The sequence below is a fragment of the Clostridioides sp. LIBA-6622 genome (assembly GCF_056716095.1).
Genome location: NZ_CP196998.1, coordinates 2,674,655 through 2,694,032, shown reverse-complemented (window position 1 = coordinate 2,694,032; position 19,378 = coordinate 2,674,655). Strand labels below are relative to the sequence as shown.

Annotated in this window: 18 protein-coding genes; 14 read left to right on the top strand and 4 right to left on the bottom strand. The window is 27.7% G+C overall.

Going from position 1 to position 19,378, the window contains the following annotated elements; translation table 11 throughout:
* Positions 1-169: 169 nt before the first annotated feature.
* The 3 genes from ACTG47_RS12725 to ACTG47_RS12715 are packed head-to-tail and all read left to right on the top strand — an operon-like array spanning position 170 to position 2,219.
* Positions 170-547, top strand: a complete 378-nt coding sequence (locus ACTG47_RS12725) for a BlaI/MecI/CopY family transcriptional regulator (protein ID WP_169467602.1) — start codon at positions 170-172, stop codon at positions 545-547.
* Complete coding sequence (locus tag ACTG47_RS12720) at positions 540-1,577, top strand: M56 family metallopeptidase (RefSeq protein WP_479924829.1); 1,038 nt, start codon at positions 540-542, stop codon at positions 1,575-1,577. Before ACTG47_RS12725 ends, ACTG47_RS12720 begins: the two co-directional genes overlap by 8 nt.
* Positions 1,578-1,616: 39 nt before the next feature.
* Positions 1,617-2,219 (top strand): peptidoglycan-binding domain-containing protein, encoded by a 603-nt coding sequence (locus ACTG47_RS12715; RefSeq protein ID WP_479924828.1) that lies wholly within the window; start codon positions 1,617-1,619, stop codon positions 2,217-2,219.
* A 123-nt stretch (positions 2,220-2,342) separates the two neighbouring features.
* On the opposite strand, the gene ACTG47_RS12710 is transcribed toward ACTG47_RS12715, so the two are convergent.
* Both ACTG47_RS12710 and ACTG47_RS12705 read right to left on the bottom strand, forming a co-directional pair.
* Positions 2,343-3,359 (bottom strand): alpha-hydroxy-acid oxidizing protein, encoded by a 1,017-nt coding sequence (locus tag ACTG47_RS12710; RefSeq protein WP_479924827.1) that lies wholly within the window; start codon positions 3,357-3,359, stop codon positions 2,343-2,345.
* A gap of 336 nt (positions 3,360-3,695) precedes the next feature.
* Positions 3,696-3,842: a hypothetical protein gene (locus ACTG47_RS12705; RefSeq protein WP_479924826.1), complete on the bottom strand. Its 147-nt coding sequence runs from the start codon at positions 3,840-3,842 to the stop codon at positions 3,696-3,698.
* A gap of 353 nt (positions 3,843-4,195) precedes the next feature.
* Between ACTG47_RS12705 and ACTG47_RS12700 the strand changes: the two genes are divergently transcribed.
* The 11 genes from ACTG47_RS12700 to ACTG47_RS12650 all read left to right on the top strand — a co-directional run bounded on the left by ACTG47_RS12700 (position 4,196) and on the right by ACTG47_RS12650 (position 18,255).
* Positions 4,196-4,615 carry a DUF3785 domain-containing protein gene (locus ACTG47_RS12700; RefSeq protein ID WP_479924825.1) on the top strand — a complete coding sequence of 140 codons (420 nt, stop codon included), beginning with the start codon at positions 4,196-4,198 and terminating at the stop codon, positions 4,613-4,615.
* Between the two features lie 130 nt (positions 4,616-4,745).
* On the top strand, positions 4,746-6,587 hold the full coding sequence (locus tag ACTG47_RS12695) for a tetratricopeptide repeat-containing diguanylate cyclase (protein ID WP_479924824.1): 1,842 nt from the start codon (positions 4,746-4,748) through the stop codon (positions 6,585-6,587).
* Between the two features lie 83 nt (positions 6,588-6,670).
* Positions 6,671-8,500, top strand: coding sequence for a diguanylate cyclase (locus ACTG47_RS12690; protein WP_479927086.1), 1,830 nt, complete (start codon positions 6,671-6,673; stop codon positions 8,498-8,500).
* Between the two features lie 7 nt (positions 8,501-8,507).
* Positions 8,508-10,508: a sigma 54-interacting transcriptional regulator gene (locus ACTG47_RS12685; RefSeq protein ID WP_479924823.1), complete on the top strand. Its 2,001-nt coding sequence runs from the start codon at positions 8,508-8,510 to the stop codon at positions 10,506-10,508.
* 262 nt (positions 10,509-10,770) lie between these two features.
* Entirely contained in the window at positions 10,771-12,030 is a 1,260-nt protein-coding gene (locus ACTG47_RS12680) for a pyridoxal phosphate-dependent aminotransferase (RefSeq protein WP_479924822.1), read from the top strand.
* Positions 12,031-12,090: 60 nt separating this feature from the next.
* A complete protein-coding gene (gene iorA / locus ACTG47_RS12675) occupies positions 12,091-13,878 on the top strand; it encodes an indolepyruvate ferredoxin oxidoreductase subunit alpha (protein ID WP_169467622.1) in 1,788 nt (595 codons plus the stop codon).
* A 1-nt stretch (position 13,879) separates the two neighbouring features.
* Positions 13,880-14,455, top strand: a complete 576-nt coding sequence (locus ACTG47_RS12670) for an indolepyruvate oxidoreductase subunit beta (protein WP_169467625.1) — start codon at positions 13,880-13,882, stop codon at positions 14,453-14,455.
* A 52-nt stretch (positions 14,456-14,507) separates the two neighbouring features.
* On the top strand, positions 14,508-15,578 hold the full coding sequence (gene buk, locus ACTG47_RS12665) for a butyrate kinase (RefSeq protein ID WP_479924821.1): 1,071 nt from the start codon (positions 14,508-14,510) through the stop codon (positions 15,576-15,578).
* 217 nt (positions 15,579-15,795) lie between these two features.
* Entirely contained in the window at positions 15,796-16,497 is a 702-nt protein-coding gene (locus ACTG47_RS12660; protein ID WP_169467629.1) for a DUF6198 family protein, read from the top strand.
* A gap of 58 nt (positions 16,498-16,555) precedes the next feature.
* Complete coding sequence (locus ACTG47_RS12655) at positions 16,556-17,062, top strand: NUDIX hydrolase (RefSeq protein WP_479924820.1); 507 nt, start codon at positions 16,556-16,558, stop codon at positions 17,060-17,062.
* Between the two features lie 170 nt (positions 17,063-17,232).
* A complete protein-coding gene (locus ACTG47_RS12650) occupies positions 17,233-18,255 on the top strand; it encodes an AI-2E family transporter (RefSeq protein WP_479924819.1) in 1,023 nt (340 codons plus the stop codon).
* A 149-nt stretch (positions 18,256-18,404) separates the two neighbouring features.
* Here the strand turns inward: ACTG47_RS12650 and ACTG47_RS12645 are convergent, their stop codons facing one another.
* Positions 18,405-18,713, bottom strand: coding sequence for a DUF1540 domain-containing protein (locus ACTG47_RS12645; protein WP_169467635.1), 309 nt, complete (start codon positions 18,711-18,713; stop codon positions 18,405-18,407).
* A 60-nt stretch (positions 18,714-18,773) separates the two neighbouring features.
* Positions 18,774-19,202 carry a hypothetical protein gene (locus tag ACTG47_RS12640; protein WP_479924818.1) on the bottom strand — a complete coding sequence of 143 codons (429 nt, stop codon included), beginning with the start codon at positions 19,200-19,202 and terminating at the stop codon, positions 18,774-18,776.
* Positions 19,203-19,378 lie beyond the last annotated feature (176 nt).

The following is a 19,378-nucleotide window of genomic DNA, read 5'->3' as shown; positions in this document are numbered from 1 at the left end:
AAAAATAAAATATTTAGAAAAGTATATTTCTAAATCTAACTTTTAATATAGTATAAAAATTAGAAAATTAACAAAAAATACAAAAATTCACATTTTTTTCATAAATTGTTTGACTAAAAAATTCACGTGTTGTAGAATTATGTTAGCGGGAGTTTTGGGGGAGGTGTAAATGATGATAAAAAAAATACCACAAGCAGAACTAAAAGTAATGAAATTTATTTGGAGAGTAGATGCTACAGTGACATCAAAAGATGTTATTGAAGCAATGGAACAAAAATATGGCTGGAAACAAACTACAACACTGACACTTTTATCAAGGCTAGTAAAAAGAGGATTCTTAGATGCTCAAAAAATAGACAGATATACACATTACACAATAGTGGTAAAACATAAAGAATATTTAAGCTTTGAGACAAAGGATTTCCTAAGCAATATACATGATGATTCTTTTACAAGTTTAATTTCAGCATTACATGAGGATGAAAATTTAGGCAGAGATAAGCTGGATTTTTTAGAAAGTTATTTTGATAATTTAAAGGATGAATAATTATATGTTGTATGTCTTTGACAATCTTATACAGACAACTATTATATGTAGTCTTGGTATTTGTCTATTATTATTTTTGAAAAGATATGTGTTTAAGAAGTTTAGTAAGAGATTCAATTATTATATTTGGTTGATAATAGTTTTTAGAATGCTACTTTTTCTATTTAATTATACAATAATGTATGAAGTAAAAGAGCCTAAGAGAAATGTAGTAGGTAATGGAATTACTGACATTTCTACAGGTAATAATATTATGTTGTATTTATCTTATTTATGGATACTTGTAACCATAGTCATTGCAGTTTATACCTTTGTAAAGTATACAAAATTTAAAAATCTTGTTGTTGATGTATCTTATGACATTGAAGATAATGATGTAAACTGTATCTATAAAGATTTGTTGAAAGAATTAAATATAAAAAAGAAAATTGAGTTAAGAGGTTCTGATGAATTGATAAGTCCAGCAGGTATGGGATTATTTAAGTCATACATATTCTTGCCAGATTATCCTTATAGTAAGGATGAGTTGACTTGGATTTTAAAACATGAATTAATGCATTTTAAGAACAAGGATATTTTGATAAAGTTTGCAGTGTTGTCTGTCAAAATAATGTATTGGTTTAATCCACTTGTTTATATAATGAGCAATAAAGTAAATCTAGATTGTGAATTATGTTGTGATGAAAGTGTTTTGTCTGATTGTTCTTTAAAAGATAAGAAGGAGTATGCATTAGCACTTATAAAGTCAATTAAGCTAAGTAAGAATTATAATAGTGGGCTTTTGACAACTGAATTTAATAAGACAAATTTAGAAAAGAGACTTGATGGTATTGTTAAGAAGAAAGGTAGAAATGGACTATTGGTATTATTAATTATGTTTACATTATTTTCAGTTACATATTTTGATTTTGAAAGTATTAGCTTTAATAATCCAACTTCTTTAAGAAATATAGGGATTTTAGAAAAATCAGGAGCAAACCTTAGAGAAGAACATGATTATAATATGAAAATTATGTATCCAAATAAATAAATTTATACATTATTAAAACAAATTAGGAGGACTTTTGAAATGAAAAATCTAAAAAAAATTTTAGTAGTTACAGGGTGTTTGACACTAATATCTACTAGTTTAGTATTTGCAACTACTAACAATGATGCAAATGTATTAAAAAGTAATGAAGAGCAAACAACAAATTCATTTACAATAACTGGTTATGAATTCACTTATGAAAATGCACCACAACCTATAAAATCTGATTATGAAAAAAAATGTGAAGAATTGAATATAAATCCATCTAAAGATGATACAATCTTTATTAATGAAAAATTTATAGACACATATAATATAAATATAGAAGATTATAATATTGAGCCAAGAGCATTTATTGTTAGATATAAAAAAGAATTAAATCGTTTTGATGTTACTGGACCTATAAGTTATAGTGTAAATATAAATACTACTGTAGTAGGATATGGACATATAGAAAAAGGTAATCCGGTACATTTAGTACAACTTTTATGCCAACAAATAAATGGTTCTGATATTGCTCCTGATAGTAAGTTCGGAAATGAAACATACAATCAAGTAAAAGTATTACAAGGAAGACTTGGTGTAACAAAAGATGGTGTTGTTGGAAAAGCTACTTGGCGAGCTGCAGGAGAACGCTACTAAAAAAGAGGTTGTCGCACTAAGAAATAGGGCGACAACCTTTTACATAAAATATATTAATTAATAACTTATAAAAATAAATATTATTATATCTAAGCTTTAAATGAAGTTTTAACTATATAATAATCACTTCCATATAACCCTACTATCAATATCCATAATCTCTTGACAACCAGTCAAAATCATAGTCTCACATAACTCATTCCTAACCTTATCTATAAAAAACTCCACACCATCAAGACCACCACCAAAAGAAGCAGTAACAAAAGGTCTTCCCATCAAAACAGCATCAGCACCCAATCCAAGCATCTTAACTACATCAACACCACTCCTAACACCACCATCAGCAAGTATTGTTATCTTTCCTTTTACAGCATTAGCTATATCTGGAAGTACCTCACAAGTACCAGGAGTATAATCAAGCACTCTTCCTCCATGATTTGAAACGATAATAGCACTAGCACCAGACTCTACAGCCATCAAAGCATCATCCGCAGTCATAATTCCTTTTATAATAAAAGGTAATCTAGTTGACTCAACTAATTCTCTAATTTCACTAATTGTCTTAGGAGAAAAAGGATTCTCTTGAAGTTGATTATTAATCAATCCACAAGCATCAAGGTCTACACCAACTGCAAATGCACCTGCTTCTTCAGATAATCTAATTTTTTCTATTATCTTTGAATTTTTCCAAGGCTTTATAAATACAATTCCATTTCCATCATTATCTTTTAATACATCCAAATTATTCAATAAAAAAGTATCCACATTGGTATCACCAACCATAGCATAAATTCCAGAATTGGAACAGCCTTTAACGACAGGTTCTATGTATTCTTTTTCAGAAACTTTACCACCCATATTTAATATAGTACCTGATACAGGTGCAGCGAATATAGGAGAACTCATTTTTCTACCAAACAATTCTATAGAAGTGTCTGGATTTGAAACATTATGTATTACTCTCATATTTATCTTTATTTTTTCTAGGCTCTTTCTATTTTCAATAAAAGATGAGCCACTTCCTTTGCCTCCCATGCCAGGAACATTTCCAGCACAAGCTAATCCATTACAAATTTTACAGACTTTGCATGTTCCATTAAAGTTCTCTCTAGCTGATTTTAACAATTCATTATAATTCATATAAAAACCCTCCTTTTTTATAATATTAAAATTGAGCATTACTATATTGAAAATATCTTAATTGTAAGTATAGAGATGATATTATGATGAGTTAAACTAGATAATACCCATTAGATATTTTTTATTGTTGCAGATACTTAAAGTATAGCATATGAACTACGTTAATTATAGAAAAATAAATAGTGATTGTTCAAGTATACATTTTGAGAAACTTTAAAAGGACTATATATAGATTTCTTTGAAAATCTATATATAGTCCTTAAATTTATGTCAATTCCTTTTTTATTAATGAATATATAATATAGAATACAATATACAAAAAAGTTTCTCAAAATGCTACGCTAATCCCCATTTACAGAGCAACATCATTATACTGTGTAAATTTGAATCAACAATATTTTCACCATATCTAACCATAAAATCATCTAACTGTGTGTCAATAAATGAATAATATCCACTTATACTATCAATGTAGGCCGTCATTAAGTGTATACATTCATCACTTTTATCTTTATACATATATATCTCCCCCTATATACAATATATAAATTTAGATACTAAATTGTATCATATAAAATATTTGAGCATGTCATATCTATCAAGTTCTATATTTATATCCTTATATTAATGGCTAAAGTGAGTTTTGACAATAGGTTTTGAAAAACTGGATATTTAAAGCGTAAACTTGGATTTTAGGGTAATTAATTAATGTAAATGTATGGCGATATATGTATACATGATTTAATTAATTGGAGATATTATAAACAATTACTTTTATTAAGGTTATTTAAGTGGTAGAATAACTTGGAGATTAATAATTACAAGGAGGATATAATATGAGTTTATACAAGTTTATATATGATGATAAGGAATATTTGTTAAAAGAAGAGAATTGTAGTGCTTTAATAAATGATGAAGAAAATCCAATTCAAGGAATAACTATTTCAAAAATAATTGATATACTTAATGAAGCAGAAGAGGTTGATTTTGACATAGAATATTATCAAGAAGCATGTCCATTATGTTTAGAAGGAGTTAAAGAAAAGAAAAAATTCTTTCCTTTCTTAGAATATCATTTTTATATTTTCAGTAAAGATGGAAAATATGTAATAAGTAACATATCTAGTGACTATAAAGGATTATCTTTTAATAAATTATCAAGAGCAAATAAAGTTGATAATAGTTATATTGTAAGTGTGATAATTTGCGAAAATTGTCAGGATTATATAGTTCAGATAGAAAATTGTATAGTTTAATGTAAAGTATGTCTTAATTTAGGAGAAATTTCTAAATTGAGACACCGACTTTTTTATCAAATAGTATGGAAAATTACTAAATTTATGAGATAATGTAAGTCGGAGGTGAGTTACAATATATATTAAATGTTTGGAAGAGATAGATGATACAATTTTAGATTTAATGTTTAGGTTAACATTGAATGAAAGATTATTGAATAATAATGATTTTATTGAAAATAACATTGATATAGTAAAGAATTCAATCGATTGCTATAAAATTGAACAAAACAGTTTGATGTTATTAAAATTAAATTTTTTGCTGGCTTTATTATATGGTATTCAAGGGCTTAGTGAAAAAATGAAAGAGTATATTTTGATTTCCTATAAATATATTGATAAATACTTACCTGAAGATTATAAATTTCTAGCAAGATTTTATTCACAAATAGCTATTTTAAGTTTAAAAAATGAAAATATAAAAAATGCAAATTTGCATATAGATAAATTTAAAGTTATTTGTAATGATAATAATTGTTCAATTGAAGATATTATTTTTAAAGCACAACTTATTTATATTAAGGCAAGTAAGTGCATAGAATCTTCTATAATAATTAAAGAAATAGAAGATTTATATATAAAGGTAAAAGAAATTAACGATTTTAATTGTAAAAAAATATATTTTTTTATTGTTGGTAAAATATATTTTTTGTTTTTAGATGATGCTATAGTTGCTAAAGTAAATTTTTTGAAAGCAAGAAAATATGCAGATTTATTGAAAGATATGGGCGTATCTTCATTATGTAATATAAAAATAGGTGAATGTGAGTGTTCATTTGAAAATTATGAAGGCTCAATAGAATATTTTAATGAAGTAATAAGTAATAAGAAATATATAAATGTAGATACCATACAAAAATATAGAGCATCAAACAATATAACTAAAATATTAATAAAAACTAAAAGTTATTCTGAGGCGATAAATAATTTAGCAAAATCTGAAGTGTACTTGGAAAAAATTAAAAATAATAGTTTAAAAGAATTTGAGAAATTTGGATTATTTATAAATTTAGCTATGTATTATGCGAAAAGTAATGAAAGCTCATTTGAACAATCAATTTGTTATTTAGATAGGGCTAAAGATATGTTAAGTATTATAAAAAACGAAGAAGAATATATATTGTATGATTTGGAGGTGGTTTATCATCAAGTAAAGGTATATTATAGTTTTGGAGATTATAATAATGCATTAGAGACAAGTAAAAAACTACTTGAGAAATCTAAAAATGCTAAAAATTATAATTATGTAAGACTAGCCTATAAGAATATATATATGTGTTTTGAAATGATTCAGGATTATGAAATGAGTATGAAATACTTTAAAATGTATTATGAGTTAAAAATGATGTATGTGAAAGCTAGAAATAGAAATTATATAGATTCTTTAAATTATAGGCACGAATATGTTGAAAAAGAAATAAATAACATGAGACAAGTAAAGATTGATTTAGATAAGAAAAAATATATTGACCATTTGACAAGTGCGTATAATAGAGTTTTTCTAAATAATTTTTTAGAAGGACAAGAAGTTAGCGAATATAGTACTGCATTCATGATAGATGTAGATTACTTTAAAGACTACAATGATACTTATGGACATTATAATGGAGATATTGCTCTTAAAAATATAACTACAATAATAAAAAAATATCTAAAAAAAGACATGCTTATGGTAAGGTATGGTGGAGAAGAATTTTTAATACTATCTATATGTAAAGATTATAAAAAAAGTAAAATCTTTGGAAGAAAGTTATGTAGAATTGTAAAAAAATCTTTAAACAATAATTTAACGGTTAGTATTGGTATTGATACCTGCAAAAATAGTAGTATAGATATAAGTGAGATAATTGGAAATGCGGATAAGGCCTTGTATAAAGCCAAACAAAGTGGTAGAAATAGATGTTTGCATTATCATGATTTTAAGAATTTTTAACTATTTAAATAGGATTGGTGATTTACTTGAAAGGATGTTTAATAGAAGATTTAAAGAGAAATATAAAAAAGATAGAATATGATATGTTGACTAAATTCTATCTAAATTTAACAGATTTAAACTACATCTTGGATTATCACAAAGAACTTTTAAATACAAAAATAGAAGTTAAGAATAAAGTTTATACTTTATATTTAATTAGCCTTATAAACTATATAAAAAAAGATAGAGAGGCATCATACAAATATCTGCTAGATTCATTAAAAGACATTAAAAAATTACCCTCAAAAGAGAATGCAGAGATAATATCTAAGATTTATATTTATCTTACACTATCAGCTATTTCTATAAGAAAATATGATAAAGCAAATAACTTTTATTCTTTAGCAAAAAAAAGCATAAAACAATACCACTTAAACGAATTGTTAGTCTTATTTAATATGAATTTATGTGTAGAAATAAGTGCATTATATAAGACTAAAACGGACGTAATATCTTTAGTGGAAGAAGTATCTTTTTTTAAAAATTTAAAAAATAAAGTTCTTGTAAGTAGAGCAAATTATATATTTGGAAGAGTTTATCTGTATTTATTTAATAACTTTATAAAAAGTATGGAGTACCTAATTGAATGTTTAAGGTTAGCTCAAGAAAATAACTTGCATTCCATAGAAGCTTTCTGCAAATGTATAATAAGCTTGTGTTATTTAGAAAGTGGAAATAATATAGAAGCCATAAAATACATAAAAAATGTACTAGATGTCACACACAATAATAATTCAATATCATTAACTGAAAGAGTAGCCATAAAAATAGACCTTATATGGGCCTATTTAAAGGAAGATATGAATAAAGAAGCAGAAGATGTTCTAGTGAAAGCTATAAAATTGATGAAAGTTGTTGAAGGTGTATATAAGGATTATTTATACTCATTTATATTTTTGTATTCAGCTGAGATTGAGTTAAAGAAAAGTAATTGCAATTTTGAAAAGGTAAACGCATATTTGATTTTATCAAAAAATATATATAAAAGCTTTGGAGATGTTTTTATATATAATTCTAAACTAGATTATATATATAAGTTGTATGGAGATTTATATATAAAATTTGGTAATATAGATGAAGGTATAAGTTGTTATCTAAAAGGCTTAAATTTGGTCAAAAAGAGTTCATTAAACCCTAAAAAAATGTCTATATTTTATGGGCTAATAGCGAATGGATATGAAATAAAAAAAGATTTTAAACTGGCAATTGAGTATTATAAAAGTATGGATTGGTACTCTGATAAATGGGAAAAAAATAATTCCTATAAAACATCCCAAGGAATTCATAAACAATATGAACTTAGACAAAAACAAGAAAGTTTAAGAGCACTTGTAGATAATAATAAAAAATTAGAAAATGATATTTTAAAAGATGGACTTACTAAACTATATAATAGAAGATATTTAGAAGAACAATTAGATTCATTTAATGGAACTAGAGAAAAAAATATGGTTGCAATATTGGTAGATATAGATTACTTTAAGAGTTACAATGATAACTACGGTCATCTAGCAGGAGATAAAGTTATAATTAAGGTAACTGATATTATAAGAAATGTATTTATAGATATTACTGAACACATAATTAGATATGGAGGCGAAGAAATTTTAATATTAGTGGATTCTATAAAATCTGTAAATGCTGAAGAAATTGATAATATAGAATTATACATTAAAAGAGTATTCAAACTTCTTGAATTTGAAGGCATTGAACATATGTATTCTAAAGTAAAAAATTACATAACTATAAGTGCTGGAGTAAGTATAAAAAGGTGTCGTGTCAGAAAAGATGCTGAATTATTAATTGAAGATGCAGATAAAAACCTATATAAATCAAAAAAAGCAGGCAGAAATCAATACATTATAATTTAAAATTGAGGTGATTTTATTGCGAAAAAAAATAGGAATTATAGCCTCTGATATTGAATTAAAAGAAAGAATAGAAGAATTATATAAAGAAGATGTAGCAAATGGAACTATTATAATCGACATACTTAATTTAGACTTAATGGAAAATCAAGGACGTATACTTGTTGAAAAAGGTGCCCAAGCTATAATTGGTAGAGGAGGAGGTTATAGTTTAGTAATAGATACAGTAAATGTACCTGTTATACCAATGAACATGAAATCGACTGACCTCTTAAGAGCAATAGAAATAGCAAAGCGATATTCTAAAAAAGTAGTATTGATTCTTGGAGATAATGAAGTTTCTTTTGATTATGTTGGATGGAGAAATGTAATAAGTACTGAGATAACTGAGGAATGGTTTGAATCTAAGTATGAGATAAGAAGCAAGGTTGTAAAATATATAGACCAAAAAGATGAAGTTGTAATAGTAGGTGGAGGTCTAGCCTGTTCTTTTGCAAGGCAATATGGCATTGATAGTGTATTTGCAACTGCTAGTGACGAATCTATAAGAGAAGCAGTTGAGTATTGTAAGAAATTATTAGATACATTAGGTGAAGAAAAATTTAATAACGAAGTTTTGCGAAATATACTTGATGGTATAAAAGATGGAGTAATAGCGATTGATAGTAATGGTAGTATAATTTTATACAATGAAAGTGCAAAAAACATGCTTAAAGTAGAGAGAAAATGTGCACTCAATAAATATATACTAGATGTATTTCCAAAAATGGAGTGGATGTTAGACTGTTTACATGAAAAAAATGATGTAGAAGATAGAAAGATAAGAAATATAAATAACTTAATTGTTAATACTAGAACGACATTGATAAAAGTGGATAATAGTACTTATGGAGTTTTAGGAATAATACAAGATATAACTAAACTACAAAACCTAGAAAGAAAAATAAGGTTTGATTTAAATCAAAAAGGTCTTTATGCTAGATATACTTTTGATGATTTTTTATTTAAAGATAAATTAACTAAAGAATTTATTGAAGAAGCTAAAAAAATTGGAAAAAGTGATTATACAACTTTACTATATGGAGAAAGTGGGTCTGGTAAAGAAATTATAGCTCATAGTATACACAATATAAGTAGAAGGAAAGATAGACCTTTTGTTGCAATAAACTGTGCTACTATAGCAGAGAATTTGCTTGAAAGTGAACTTTTTGGATATGAAGAAGGTGCATTTACTGGTGCTAGAAAAGGTGGAAAAAGAGGGCTATTTGAACTTGCACATGGAGGGACACTTTTTTTGGATGAAATAAATAGTCTATCTTTTAATATTCAGACAAAACTATTAAGAGTAATAGAAGAACGCCAAATAATGAGAATTGGTTCTGACTATATAATACCTTTGGATATAAGAATCATAGCAGCAACAAATGAATCATTAACTGAGAAAATAGTTATGGGTACATTTAGAGCAGACTTATTTTACAGGTTGAGTAGTTTAGAGATAAATATTCCTCCTCTAAGAGATAGAAGGGAAGATATAATTCCATTGTTCAATAACTTTGTAAATGAAGTATTAAAAGATGATGGTCTTAATGGAATAAATAGCATAGATGAAAATTTTGTTTTAACTAAAGATGAAATTGATAAGTTGTATAATTATAGTTGGCCTGGAAATGTGAGAGAATTAAAAACAATAGCCCAAAAATATGTTGTAACAGGGAAGATTAAATTGACAAAAGAGCGAGATTTTAAAACTCAAAAGGTAGCATCTAGTTCTGAAATAGACAAATTTAATTCTGAAACGACAGCCAGTGATGAAATTCAAGAGGAAGTTGTAGATATAAGTAAGATAAATGATGGTAAGGTATATATAGATATAAAAGAGGTAAATAAGTATGTTGAAGAAAAAATAATCAGCATGCTTTTCGCTCAGGGATTGTCTAAAAATGAAGTAGCACAAGTCCTTGGAATAAGTAGGACATCTTTATGGAAAAAGTATAACAAAAATATATAAATACAAATACATATAGATTATTTTAAAAGTAATGTTAATTTTTTAAAACAAGTGTTAAAAAAAATTAACATTACTTTTTTGCAAATTTTTATTTTTTTAGACAAGCATATATATTTATAAGAAAAATAACTAAAATACTTAATTTAATAATGAAAAAAATCAGAATTCTAAACAAAAGTAGTTTTACATAAAGTAAAATTTGTTGGCATGCTAATTGCTTAATATATAATGTGAGAGTAAATACAATTTTAGGGGTGATGGTATGAGTCAAAGTATGGTTGGTAAGCATGCAATGTGGCCAAAAGAAAATGATGTTATATTTAGCATATCTGGTAGAGCTCAAGCAGCAGAGAAGGCTTTAGGCATTGATAATGTAATAAATGCAACAATAGGCGCTCTAATGGATGATTCAGGAAAATTAATAACAATGAAAACTGTATATGAAGAATATAAGGCATTAGATAACTGTGAGATAGGTGCATATGCAGCTCTTGAAGGTCAACCAGATTACTTAGAAGCAGTTAAAAAAGTATTTTTCAGAGATTACTTACCAGAAGGACATATAAGAGTATTAGCTTCACCAGGAGGAAGTGGTGCAATAAAATTGGCTGTATGGAATTATACTAATGAAGGTGACGAGGTTTTAACATCTGATTGGTTTTGGAGTCCATATGTAAGTATAGCTGAAGAAGCTAATAGAAAGGTAGTAAACTATCAATTGTTTGATGAAAATAGAAGATTTAATTTTAAGTCATTCAAAGAAAATTTTGTAAATATAGCAGAAAAACAAGATAGAGTTTTTACAATCATAAATACACCAGCTCACAATCCAACTGGATATAGTGTTGCAGATGATGAATGGGATAAAATATTAGACTTATCAAAAGAAATTGCAAAAGATAAAGATAAAAAGATAATATTTTTCGTAGATTCAGCATATATTGACTTTGCAGGTGATGATGATGTATGTAGAAAGTTTTTTAAGAAATTTTCAAATCTTCCTGAAAACGTTCTCGTATTAGTTGGATTTAGTATGTCAAAAGGATTTACTGCTTATGGTATGAGGATGGGAGCTATAATTTGTATATCTTCAAGTGAAGATGTAGCTGAAGAGTTCCATTATTCATGTGTTCATTCATGTAGAGCAAACTGGTCAAATTGTAATAGAAGTGCCATGGCAGTTTTATCTAATATTGTAAATGACTCTAAAAAATTCAAAGAATATGAAGATGAAAAAGATGTATATAAGAAAATGCTAACTAGAAGGGCTGATGTATTTGTAAAAGAAGCTGAAAGAGTAGGCTTAGAAATTCTTCCATATATAGCAGGATTCTTTGTAAGTATACCATGTGATAATCCAAGAGAAGTATGTGAAGAATTGACTAAACATAATCTATTTGCAGTTCCATTAAAGATGGGCTTAAGATTTGCAGTTTGCGCAGTTTCAGAAGAAAAATGTAAGAAAGCACCAAGTATTATAAAAGAAGCACTTGAAAGTTTAGAAGTAAAAATAAATAATTAATTTCATTGAACAAATTGGGTGGACTATGAATTTAATAATTGTAGATGGAGGGAATTTTATATGAAACAATTGATGACAGGTAATGAGGCAATTGCACGTGGAGCCTATGAGGCTGGTGTTAAATATGCATCCGCATATCCAGGGACTCCAAGTACAGAAATATTAGAAAATATAGCAACATATAAAGATGCAATAGTTGCAGAATGGGCTCCAAACGAAAAGGTAGCACTTGAGGCTGCTATAGGGGGTTCAATTGCAGGAGCGAGAACAATGGCTTCTATGAAACATGTTGGTGTGAATGTTGCAGCTGACCCAATATTTACTTATGCATATACAGGCGTAAATGGTGGTATGGTACTTATTACAGCAGATGAACCGGGAATGCATTCATCTCAAAATGAGCAAGACAATAGGATGTATGCAAAATTTGCAAAGATACCTTTATTTGAACCATCAACTAGCCAAGAAGCTAAAGACATGATAAAAGAAGCGTTTGAAGTTAGTGAAAAATACGATACACCAGTTTTATATAGAGTTACAACAAGACTCTGTCATTCAAAAGGTTTAGTGGAATGTTATGATAGAGAAGAAGTTGAAATTAAAGAGTACACTAAAAACGCTAAAAAAATGGTAACTGTTCCAGCAAATGCCCAAATAAGAAGAGGCGTTGTTGAAGAAAGAATGGAAACTCTTAAAAAATTCTCAAATGAAACTGACTTAAACTATTATGAAATAAATGATACAAAAATAGGTGTTATAGCTTCAGGTATGTGTTGTAATTTTGCCAAAGAAGTATTTGGAAAAAATGCGTCATATATGAAGTTAGGATTTACAAATCCATTACCTTATGAAAAAATAAAAGAATTTGCAGATAAAGTTGATAAAATATATGTAATAGAAGAAAATGACCCATTTATAGAAGAACAAATAAAAGCATATGGAATAGATTGTATTGGAAAAGATGTAATGCCTCCATATGGCGAAATGACACCCGACGTTTTGAGAAAAGCTATATTTGGAAAAACAAATGATACTATAGAATACAAATCTGAATTAGTAACACCAAGACCACCAAGTTTCTGTGCAGGATGTCCACATAGAGGATTCTTCTATGAACTTGGAAAGAGAAAAAATTTAATAGTTGGTGGAGATATAGGATGTTATACTCTTGGATTTGCTCCTCCATATAATGGAATAGATTATGTTGTTTGTATGGGTTCTGCTTTTGGAACTGCACATGGAGCTCAAAAAGTTCTTAATATGAAAGAAGGAAATGAAAAACGATTAGTAGGTGTACTTGGAGATTCAACTTTCTTCCATACAGGAATAAATGGCCTTTTAGATGTAGTTTATAATAGAGGAAATTCTATATCAGTTATATTAGACAATAGAATAACTGGAATGACAGGTCACCAAGAAAACCCAGGTTCAGGATATACTTTACAAGGTGCTAAAACTAAAGACGTTGATATAGAAGGATTAGTTAAGGCTTGTGGAATAGAACATGTAAGGGTTATAGACCCTAACAATCTAAAAGAAGTAAATGAAGCATTAGATTGGGCTTTAGCGATAGAAGATGAACCATCAGTAATAATTACAAGATGGCCATGTGTACTTAAAAAATTCTCTAAAGAAGATATAGAAGAATTTAATAACCCATTTAAGACTAAGTGTAAAGTTGACCATGATAAATGTATTGGATGTAAATTATGTTTAAAAACTGGATGTCCAGCCCTATCATTTGATAAAGAAAATAAATTATCAAATATAGATAGAAATCAGTGTGTAGGATGTGGCGTATGTTCACAAGTTTGTCCAAAACAAGCAATAGTTAAGGAGGAAAAATAATATGACTAAGAGTATACTTTTGGTAGGTGTAGGAGGTCAAGGAACTATACTTGCTAGTAAATTATTAACTATGGGATTGATGGAAGCTGGATACGATGTAAAAATGAGTGAAATACATGGAATGAGTCAAAGAGGAGGTTCAGTTTCCTCACAAGTTAGATATGGAGATTGTGTGCATTCTCCAGTTATAGAAATTGGTGGAGCAGACATATTAGTATCTTTTGAAAAGATGGAAGCTTTAAGATGGTTCAATTATTTAAAACCAGAAGGAAAAGCTTTAGTAAACAATTATAGAATAGATTCTATGACTGTCTTAATTGGAGGAGCTGAATATCTAGAAAGTGATATAGATGAGGAGTTAAATAGACTAAATGCAAAAGTTATAAATGCAGCTGATAAAGCTGAAGAACTAGGAAATTCAAAAATAATGAATGTTATTTTATTAGGATGTTTAGTTAAGTCTATGGAATTAGAGTCTATAGATTGGGAAAAAATTATAAGTGAAAATGTTAAACCAAAATTTATTGAATTAAACATAAAAGCTTTCCATGAAGGTATGGAAATGGTTAACAAATAGTTTATAATAGATATAGATAAACTATAGAAATTAAGGTGAAAGGAAGAAAATTATGACTTACAGAATATTAGCCATAAATCCAGGTTCTACTTCTACAAAAATAGCAGTATACGATGGAGAAGAACAAATTCTTGTGAAGACAATAGACCATCCAGCTCAAGAGATTGCAAAATATAATACAATACAAGACCAATTTGAAATGCGTAAAGAAGCTGTTTTGAATATTCTTGAAGAAAATAATATAGATTTGAAATCTCTTAGTGCAATAGTAGGAAGAGGTGGAGTTTTACCACCAGTAAAATCAGGAGCATATTTAGTAAATGAAGAAATGATTGATGTACTTAGACATAGACCAGTGCTTGAACATGCTTCAAACTTAGGAGCTGTTGTGGCACATGCAATATCAGAACCACTTGGAATAAACTCATATATTTATGATTCTGTTGCAGTAGATGAGCTTATAGATGTAGCAAGAGTATCTGGACTTTGTGGAATGGATAGAGCAAGTACAGGGCATGCATTAAATACTAGAGCTATGGCTCTAAAATATGCTAAAGATAATGGAAAAGATTATAAGAATTTAAATCTAATAGTAGCTCATATTGGTGGAGGAGTAAGTATTTATCTTCATGAAAATGGAAGAATGGTTGATATGTTATCTGATGATGAAGGGCCATTTTCTCCAGAAAGGTCAGGAAGAGTACCTGCTACAAAATTAGTGGCAGCTTGTTATTCAGGAAAATATTCAGAAAGAGAAATGACTAAGAAAATAAGAGGTAAAGGTGGTATAGTCTCATATCTAAATACTGTAGATGCTAGAGAAGTTGAAAAAATGATAGCAGAAGGAAATAAAGAAGCAAAGATTATTTATGAAGCAATGGCTTATCAATTAGCAAAAGGTATAGGAGAATTAGCAACTGTAGTAGATGGAAAAGTAGATGCTATAATTATAACTGGAGGAATTGCATATTCTGAAATGTTTACTTCAATGGTTAAAAAGAAAGTTGAATTTATAGCACCAGTAGAAATTATAGCAGGGGAAAATGAGTTGGAATCACTTGCTTTTGGAACTTTAAGAGTACTAAATGGAGAAGAAGAAGCTAGAGTTTATAGTGAGAATTAATAAGAACAACTAAAAATGTTTATATATTAAAAAGTGGTATATCCATTTTTATACACTAAAGCTTACAATATAAGTGAAAGCGTATAAAATATGGATTGCCACTTTTTTTATAATTGAAATTTTATATTAAATTAATGAAGAGTTATGTAAAATTTTGTATTTATATATATATTTTATTGTTATTTATTGTTATTATTATTATGAGGAGTGATTTTTGATGGGAAAAATAAATTTAAAAAGTATGGTAAGATTATTTTCAGGTTTTTTTATATTTGCAATTTCTTCTGTATTGATGATTAATGCGCATGTTGGGCTCATGCCTTGGGATGTGCTTCATCAAGGGTTATCTATAAAATTAGGTATAACTATAGGTCAGGCATCTATAATGGTCGGAGTTATAATCGTTATATTGGATGCAGTTTTTGGTGAAAACATAGGATGGGGTACACTACTTAACATGACATTTATAGGAATATTTATTGATTTAGTAATATTCTCTGAAGTAATACCTCATGCAAGTAACACTTATGTAGGTGTATTTATGGTTGTTATAGGAATTATTTTAGCAGCTATAGCAAGTTTTCTATATTTAGGTGTTTGTCTAGGAAGTGGACCAAGAGATGGTCTTATGATTGCTCTTCAGAAGAAAACTAATAAATCTGTACGTCTTGTTAGGACAGTTCTTGAAATACTAGCTCTAGTTGTTGGTTGGTTATTAGGAGGTTCTGTAGGTATTGGTACGCTTGTAAGTGCATTAGGACTAGGATATGTATTACAAATAGTATTTAGAATGTTTAATTTTGATACAAAATCGCTTAAACATAGATTTATTATAGACGATATAAAAGAATGGAAAGAAAAGAAAAGTGATGAACATAAGTGTAAATCAAGTATTGCAATAAAAAATGAGCAAAATTAAGTATACTAAAATATATTTGTATTTTGTCTAATTTATGTAAAGGTAAGGAGATTTGGAAATGGAATTATGGGATTTATATAATACTGATGGAATTAAAACAGGAAAGGTTATAGAAAGAGGTAATTCTATTGAAGAAGGTTATTGCCATTTAGCAGTTGAAGTATGGATTTTAAATAGAGACTCTCAGATTTTAATTCAGAAAAGGTCTAAAAGTAAAAAGACATTGCCAAATATGTGGGGAATGACAACTGGATGTATTATTTCTGGAGAAGAGAGTTTGGAGGGTGCAATTCGTGAAGCAAAGGAAGAAATAGGGATAGATATATCAAAAGATGAAATGAAAGTTTTTAGAAGTATGATTCATGGCGACACTCTTTGGGATGTATATTTTGTCAAGAAGGAGTATGATATATCAAAAGCTATTTTGCAGGAAGAAGAAGTGAGTGATATAAAATGGGTAAGCACAGATAGAATAAGACAATTGATAAAGGATGGTTTGTTTTTTGAATATCCAGAAATATATGAATTACTATATGATATAGATAATAATAATTTAAACTTATGATATGGAGCAGATTTTAGTATAAACATGATTATATAGAATTATCTTCTCTAAATTTTAATATTGTTTTATGAAGAATTAATAAGTTGTTTTTAAATCTTTTTGATTATTTTTATAATTAGAATAAAAGAGTGGCACTTTAAAGTCATAAAAATTTGGGGAGGGTTTAAACTGTGAAAGATAACAAAGAATTGGCACATGATGGTTCAAAATATAAAATTGTTTCTATATCTGTTGTAGTAATTATTTTAATTACATTCTGGTATATGTTAAATATGGTGCTTTTAACATTTATAATGACTTTTATTTTCTATAACTTACTTGTAGCCATAAGAAAACGAATTAATAAAATATCTTCTAGAATTGTTCCAGATTCGTTGATAATTGTAGTATTATACTTACTATTTGCTGTATTATTGGTATTGATTAGTTATGCAGTTGTACCAATAATTATAGTACAACTTACAGAATTGAGTAGGATTTTTAGTAATTTTGATGTAAATCAATTTGCTCAATCTTTAGGTCCAAAACTTTATCCTGTTGTTTCAAAGTTAGATTTTAATAAATATGTTTCACAGGCAGGGTTGCTTATAGCATCAACAGCTACAAAAGTTGGAAGCTTTGGAGTAAACATATTGTTAGGGTTCTTACTGAGTTTACTTCTTTTACTTGAAAAAAATGATATTAAAAAATTTGGAAATAAACTTGCAGATAGTAAGATTTCTTTCATTTATAATTCTCTTGTATTTTTTGGAAAGAGTTTTGTGAAAAATTTTGGCGAAGTAATGAAAGTACAAGTAATGATTGCATTTATAAACTCTGTTGTTTCCATGATTTTTTTAGGTTTCATGGGATTCCCTCAAATATGGGCTTTAGGATTTATGATTTTCGTATTAGGTCTTATTCCAGTGGCAGGAGTTATAGTATCATTAATTCCTCTAACTGTGATTGCCTTTAACATAGGTGGGATAACAAAAGTACTTGGAGTCTTAGTGATGATTTGTATAGTACACGCAGTAGAAACATACATATTAAATCCTAAATTGATGTCAAATAGAACGAAACTTCCAGTTTGTTTTGTGTTTATTATTTTACTTGTAGGAGAGCATTACTTGGGTGTATGGGGATTATTAATTGGAGTCCCAATATTCATGTTCCTTATGGATATTTTGGGTGTTAAATTTACTTCCAGATAAATATATTACAATAATAATTAATTTTATGAATGTGATTTATGATTTGTTTTAAAAAAGAACCTATAAATAGACAGCATTAATAAAAGAAGTCTGTTTTATAGGTTCCATTTTGATTTTCATAAATGTTATACAATTAAATAACAAGAAATTTATTTCATTTCAAAAGTCTCACAACTTGCATTTCCTGAATTTATATGAACTTTTTCAGCTTTACAAAGTTCATTTTTATTGTATTTACATTTTACAGCCTCACAATGAATATTGTCTGTATCAACTTGATTAGTATCATTAGAACGACTAGTTATTCCTGAAGTATATTTGTCTTCAAAAGAAGCACAATAAGTATTTCCTGTAGTAGTTGCTTGCATTCCATCTACTTTTATATTACCAGCATAACAGTATCCACTAGTATTATAAGCACAATTAGTAGCATCGCAATTTAAATTATTATTTTTCATAAAATAACCTCCTAAGTTTTATTTAAACTTATTATGTGAAGTTATTTAAATTTTATACACCTATTTACAATTACATTTATCACATCTAACAACTACATCTTTTGAAGTTTCTCTTCCTAAATTTCTATTGACATGGTATACATCTATATTTTCAGTTGAACCACATATAGAACATTTAAAATTGTTTTCTAGTAAAATTCTTTCTCTAAATAACTTCCAGTACATAGAATTGATGTAATCATTGTAGTTAACCTTGAGACATGTTTCAAGAAAGTTTATGTATAAATTATCTAAATCTCCTGTATCTAATTCTGTATATTCTGGTTCAAAATATTCACAACAACCTCTAAAATCAGGTTTAGTATCCGAAATAACACATCTAATATCATATCTATAGTCTAGGCTAGGCCCCTTGAATGAAAGATGTGTGCAAAAAGAACAAGATGTCTCTGGTAGATTTTTTTCAAGTTCATGTAATTTATTATTCATAAGTATTCCTCCAAAAAAATTTATTTTAAGTATATAAATGTGTAGATTATTTTAAAACTTTTATTTATTTATATTAGAAATTCAGGATAAATATTCCAATAAAGAGTAAATACTTAGTTATTTATGTGTTGAATGAAAAAGAGACAATCTCTAAATTGAGATAGTCTCTTTTTATG

What these genes read in the sequence shown, in the direction of transcription:
- ACTG47_RS12670 (WP_169467625.1), top strand. Translation starts at nt 13,880, where the DNA reads ATGACTAAGAGTATACTTTTGGTAGGTGTAGGAGGTCAAGGAACTATA.
- ACTG47_RS12705 (WP_479924826.1), bottom strand. Translation starts at nt 3,842, where the DNA reads ATGACGGCCTACATTGATAGTATAAGTGGATATTATTCATTTATTGAC.
- buk (WP_479924821.1), top strand. Translation starts at nt 14,508, where the DNA reads ATGACTTACAGAATATTAGCCATAAATCCAGGTTCTACTTCTACAAAA.
- ACTG47_RS12680 (WP_479924822.1), top strand. Translation starts at nt 10,771, where the DNA reads ATGAGTCAAAGTATGGTTGGTAAGCATGCAATGTGGCCAAAAGAAAAT.
- ACTG47_RS12715 (WP_479924828.1), top strand. Translation starts at nt 1,617, where the DNA reads ATGAAAAATCTAAAAAAAATTTTAGTAGTTACAGGGTGTTTGACACTA.
- ACTG47_RS12655 (WP_479924820.1), top strand. Translation starts at nt 16,556, where the DNA reads ATGGAATTATGGGATTTATATAATACTGATGGAATTAAAACAGGAAAG.
- ACTG47_RS12700 (WP_479924825.1), top strand. Translation starts at nt 4,196, where the DNA reads ATGAGTTTATACAAGTTTATATATGATGATAAGGAATATTTGTTAAAA.
- iorA (WP_169467622.1), top strand. Translation starts at nt 12,091, where the DNA reads ATGAAACAATTGATGACAGGTAATGAGGCAATTGCACGTGGAGCCTAT.
- ACTG47_RS12725 (WP_169467602.1), top strand. Translation starts at nt 170, where the DNA reads ATGATGATAAAAAAAATACCACAAGCAGAACTAAAAGTAATGAAATTT.
- ACTG47_RS12710 (WP_479924827.1), bottom strand. Translation starts at nt 3,359, where the DNA reads ATGAATTATAATGAATTGTTAAAATCAGCTAGAGAGAACTTTAATGGA.
- ACTG47_RS12660 (WP_169467629.1), top strand. Translation starts at nt 15,796, where the DNA reads ATGGGAAAAATAAATTTAAAAAGTATGGTAAGATTATTTTCAGGTTTT.
- ACTG47_RS12720 (WP_479924829.1), top strand. Translation starts at nt 540, where the DNA reads ATGAATAATTATATGTTGTATGTCTTTGACAATCTTATACAGACAACT.
- ACTG47_RS12640 (WP_479924818.1), bottom strand. Translation starts at nt 19,202, where the DNA reads ATGAATAATAAATTACATGAACTTGAAAAAAATCTACCAGAGACATCT.
- ACTG47_RS12690 (WP_479927086.1), top strand. Translation starts at nt 6,671, where the DNA reads ATGTTGACTAAATTCTATCTAAATTTAACAGATTTAAACTACATCTTG.
- ACTG47_RS12645 (WP_169467635.1), bottom strand. Translation starts at nt 18,713, where the DNA reads ATGAAAAATAATAATTTAAATTGCGATGCTACTAATTGTGCTTATAAT.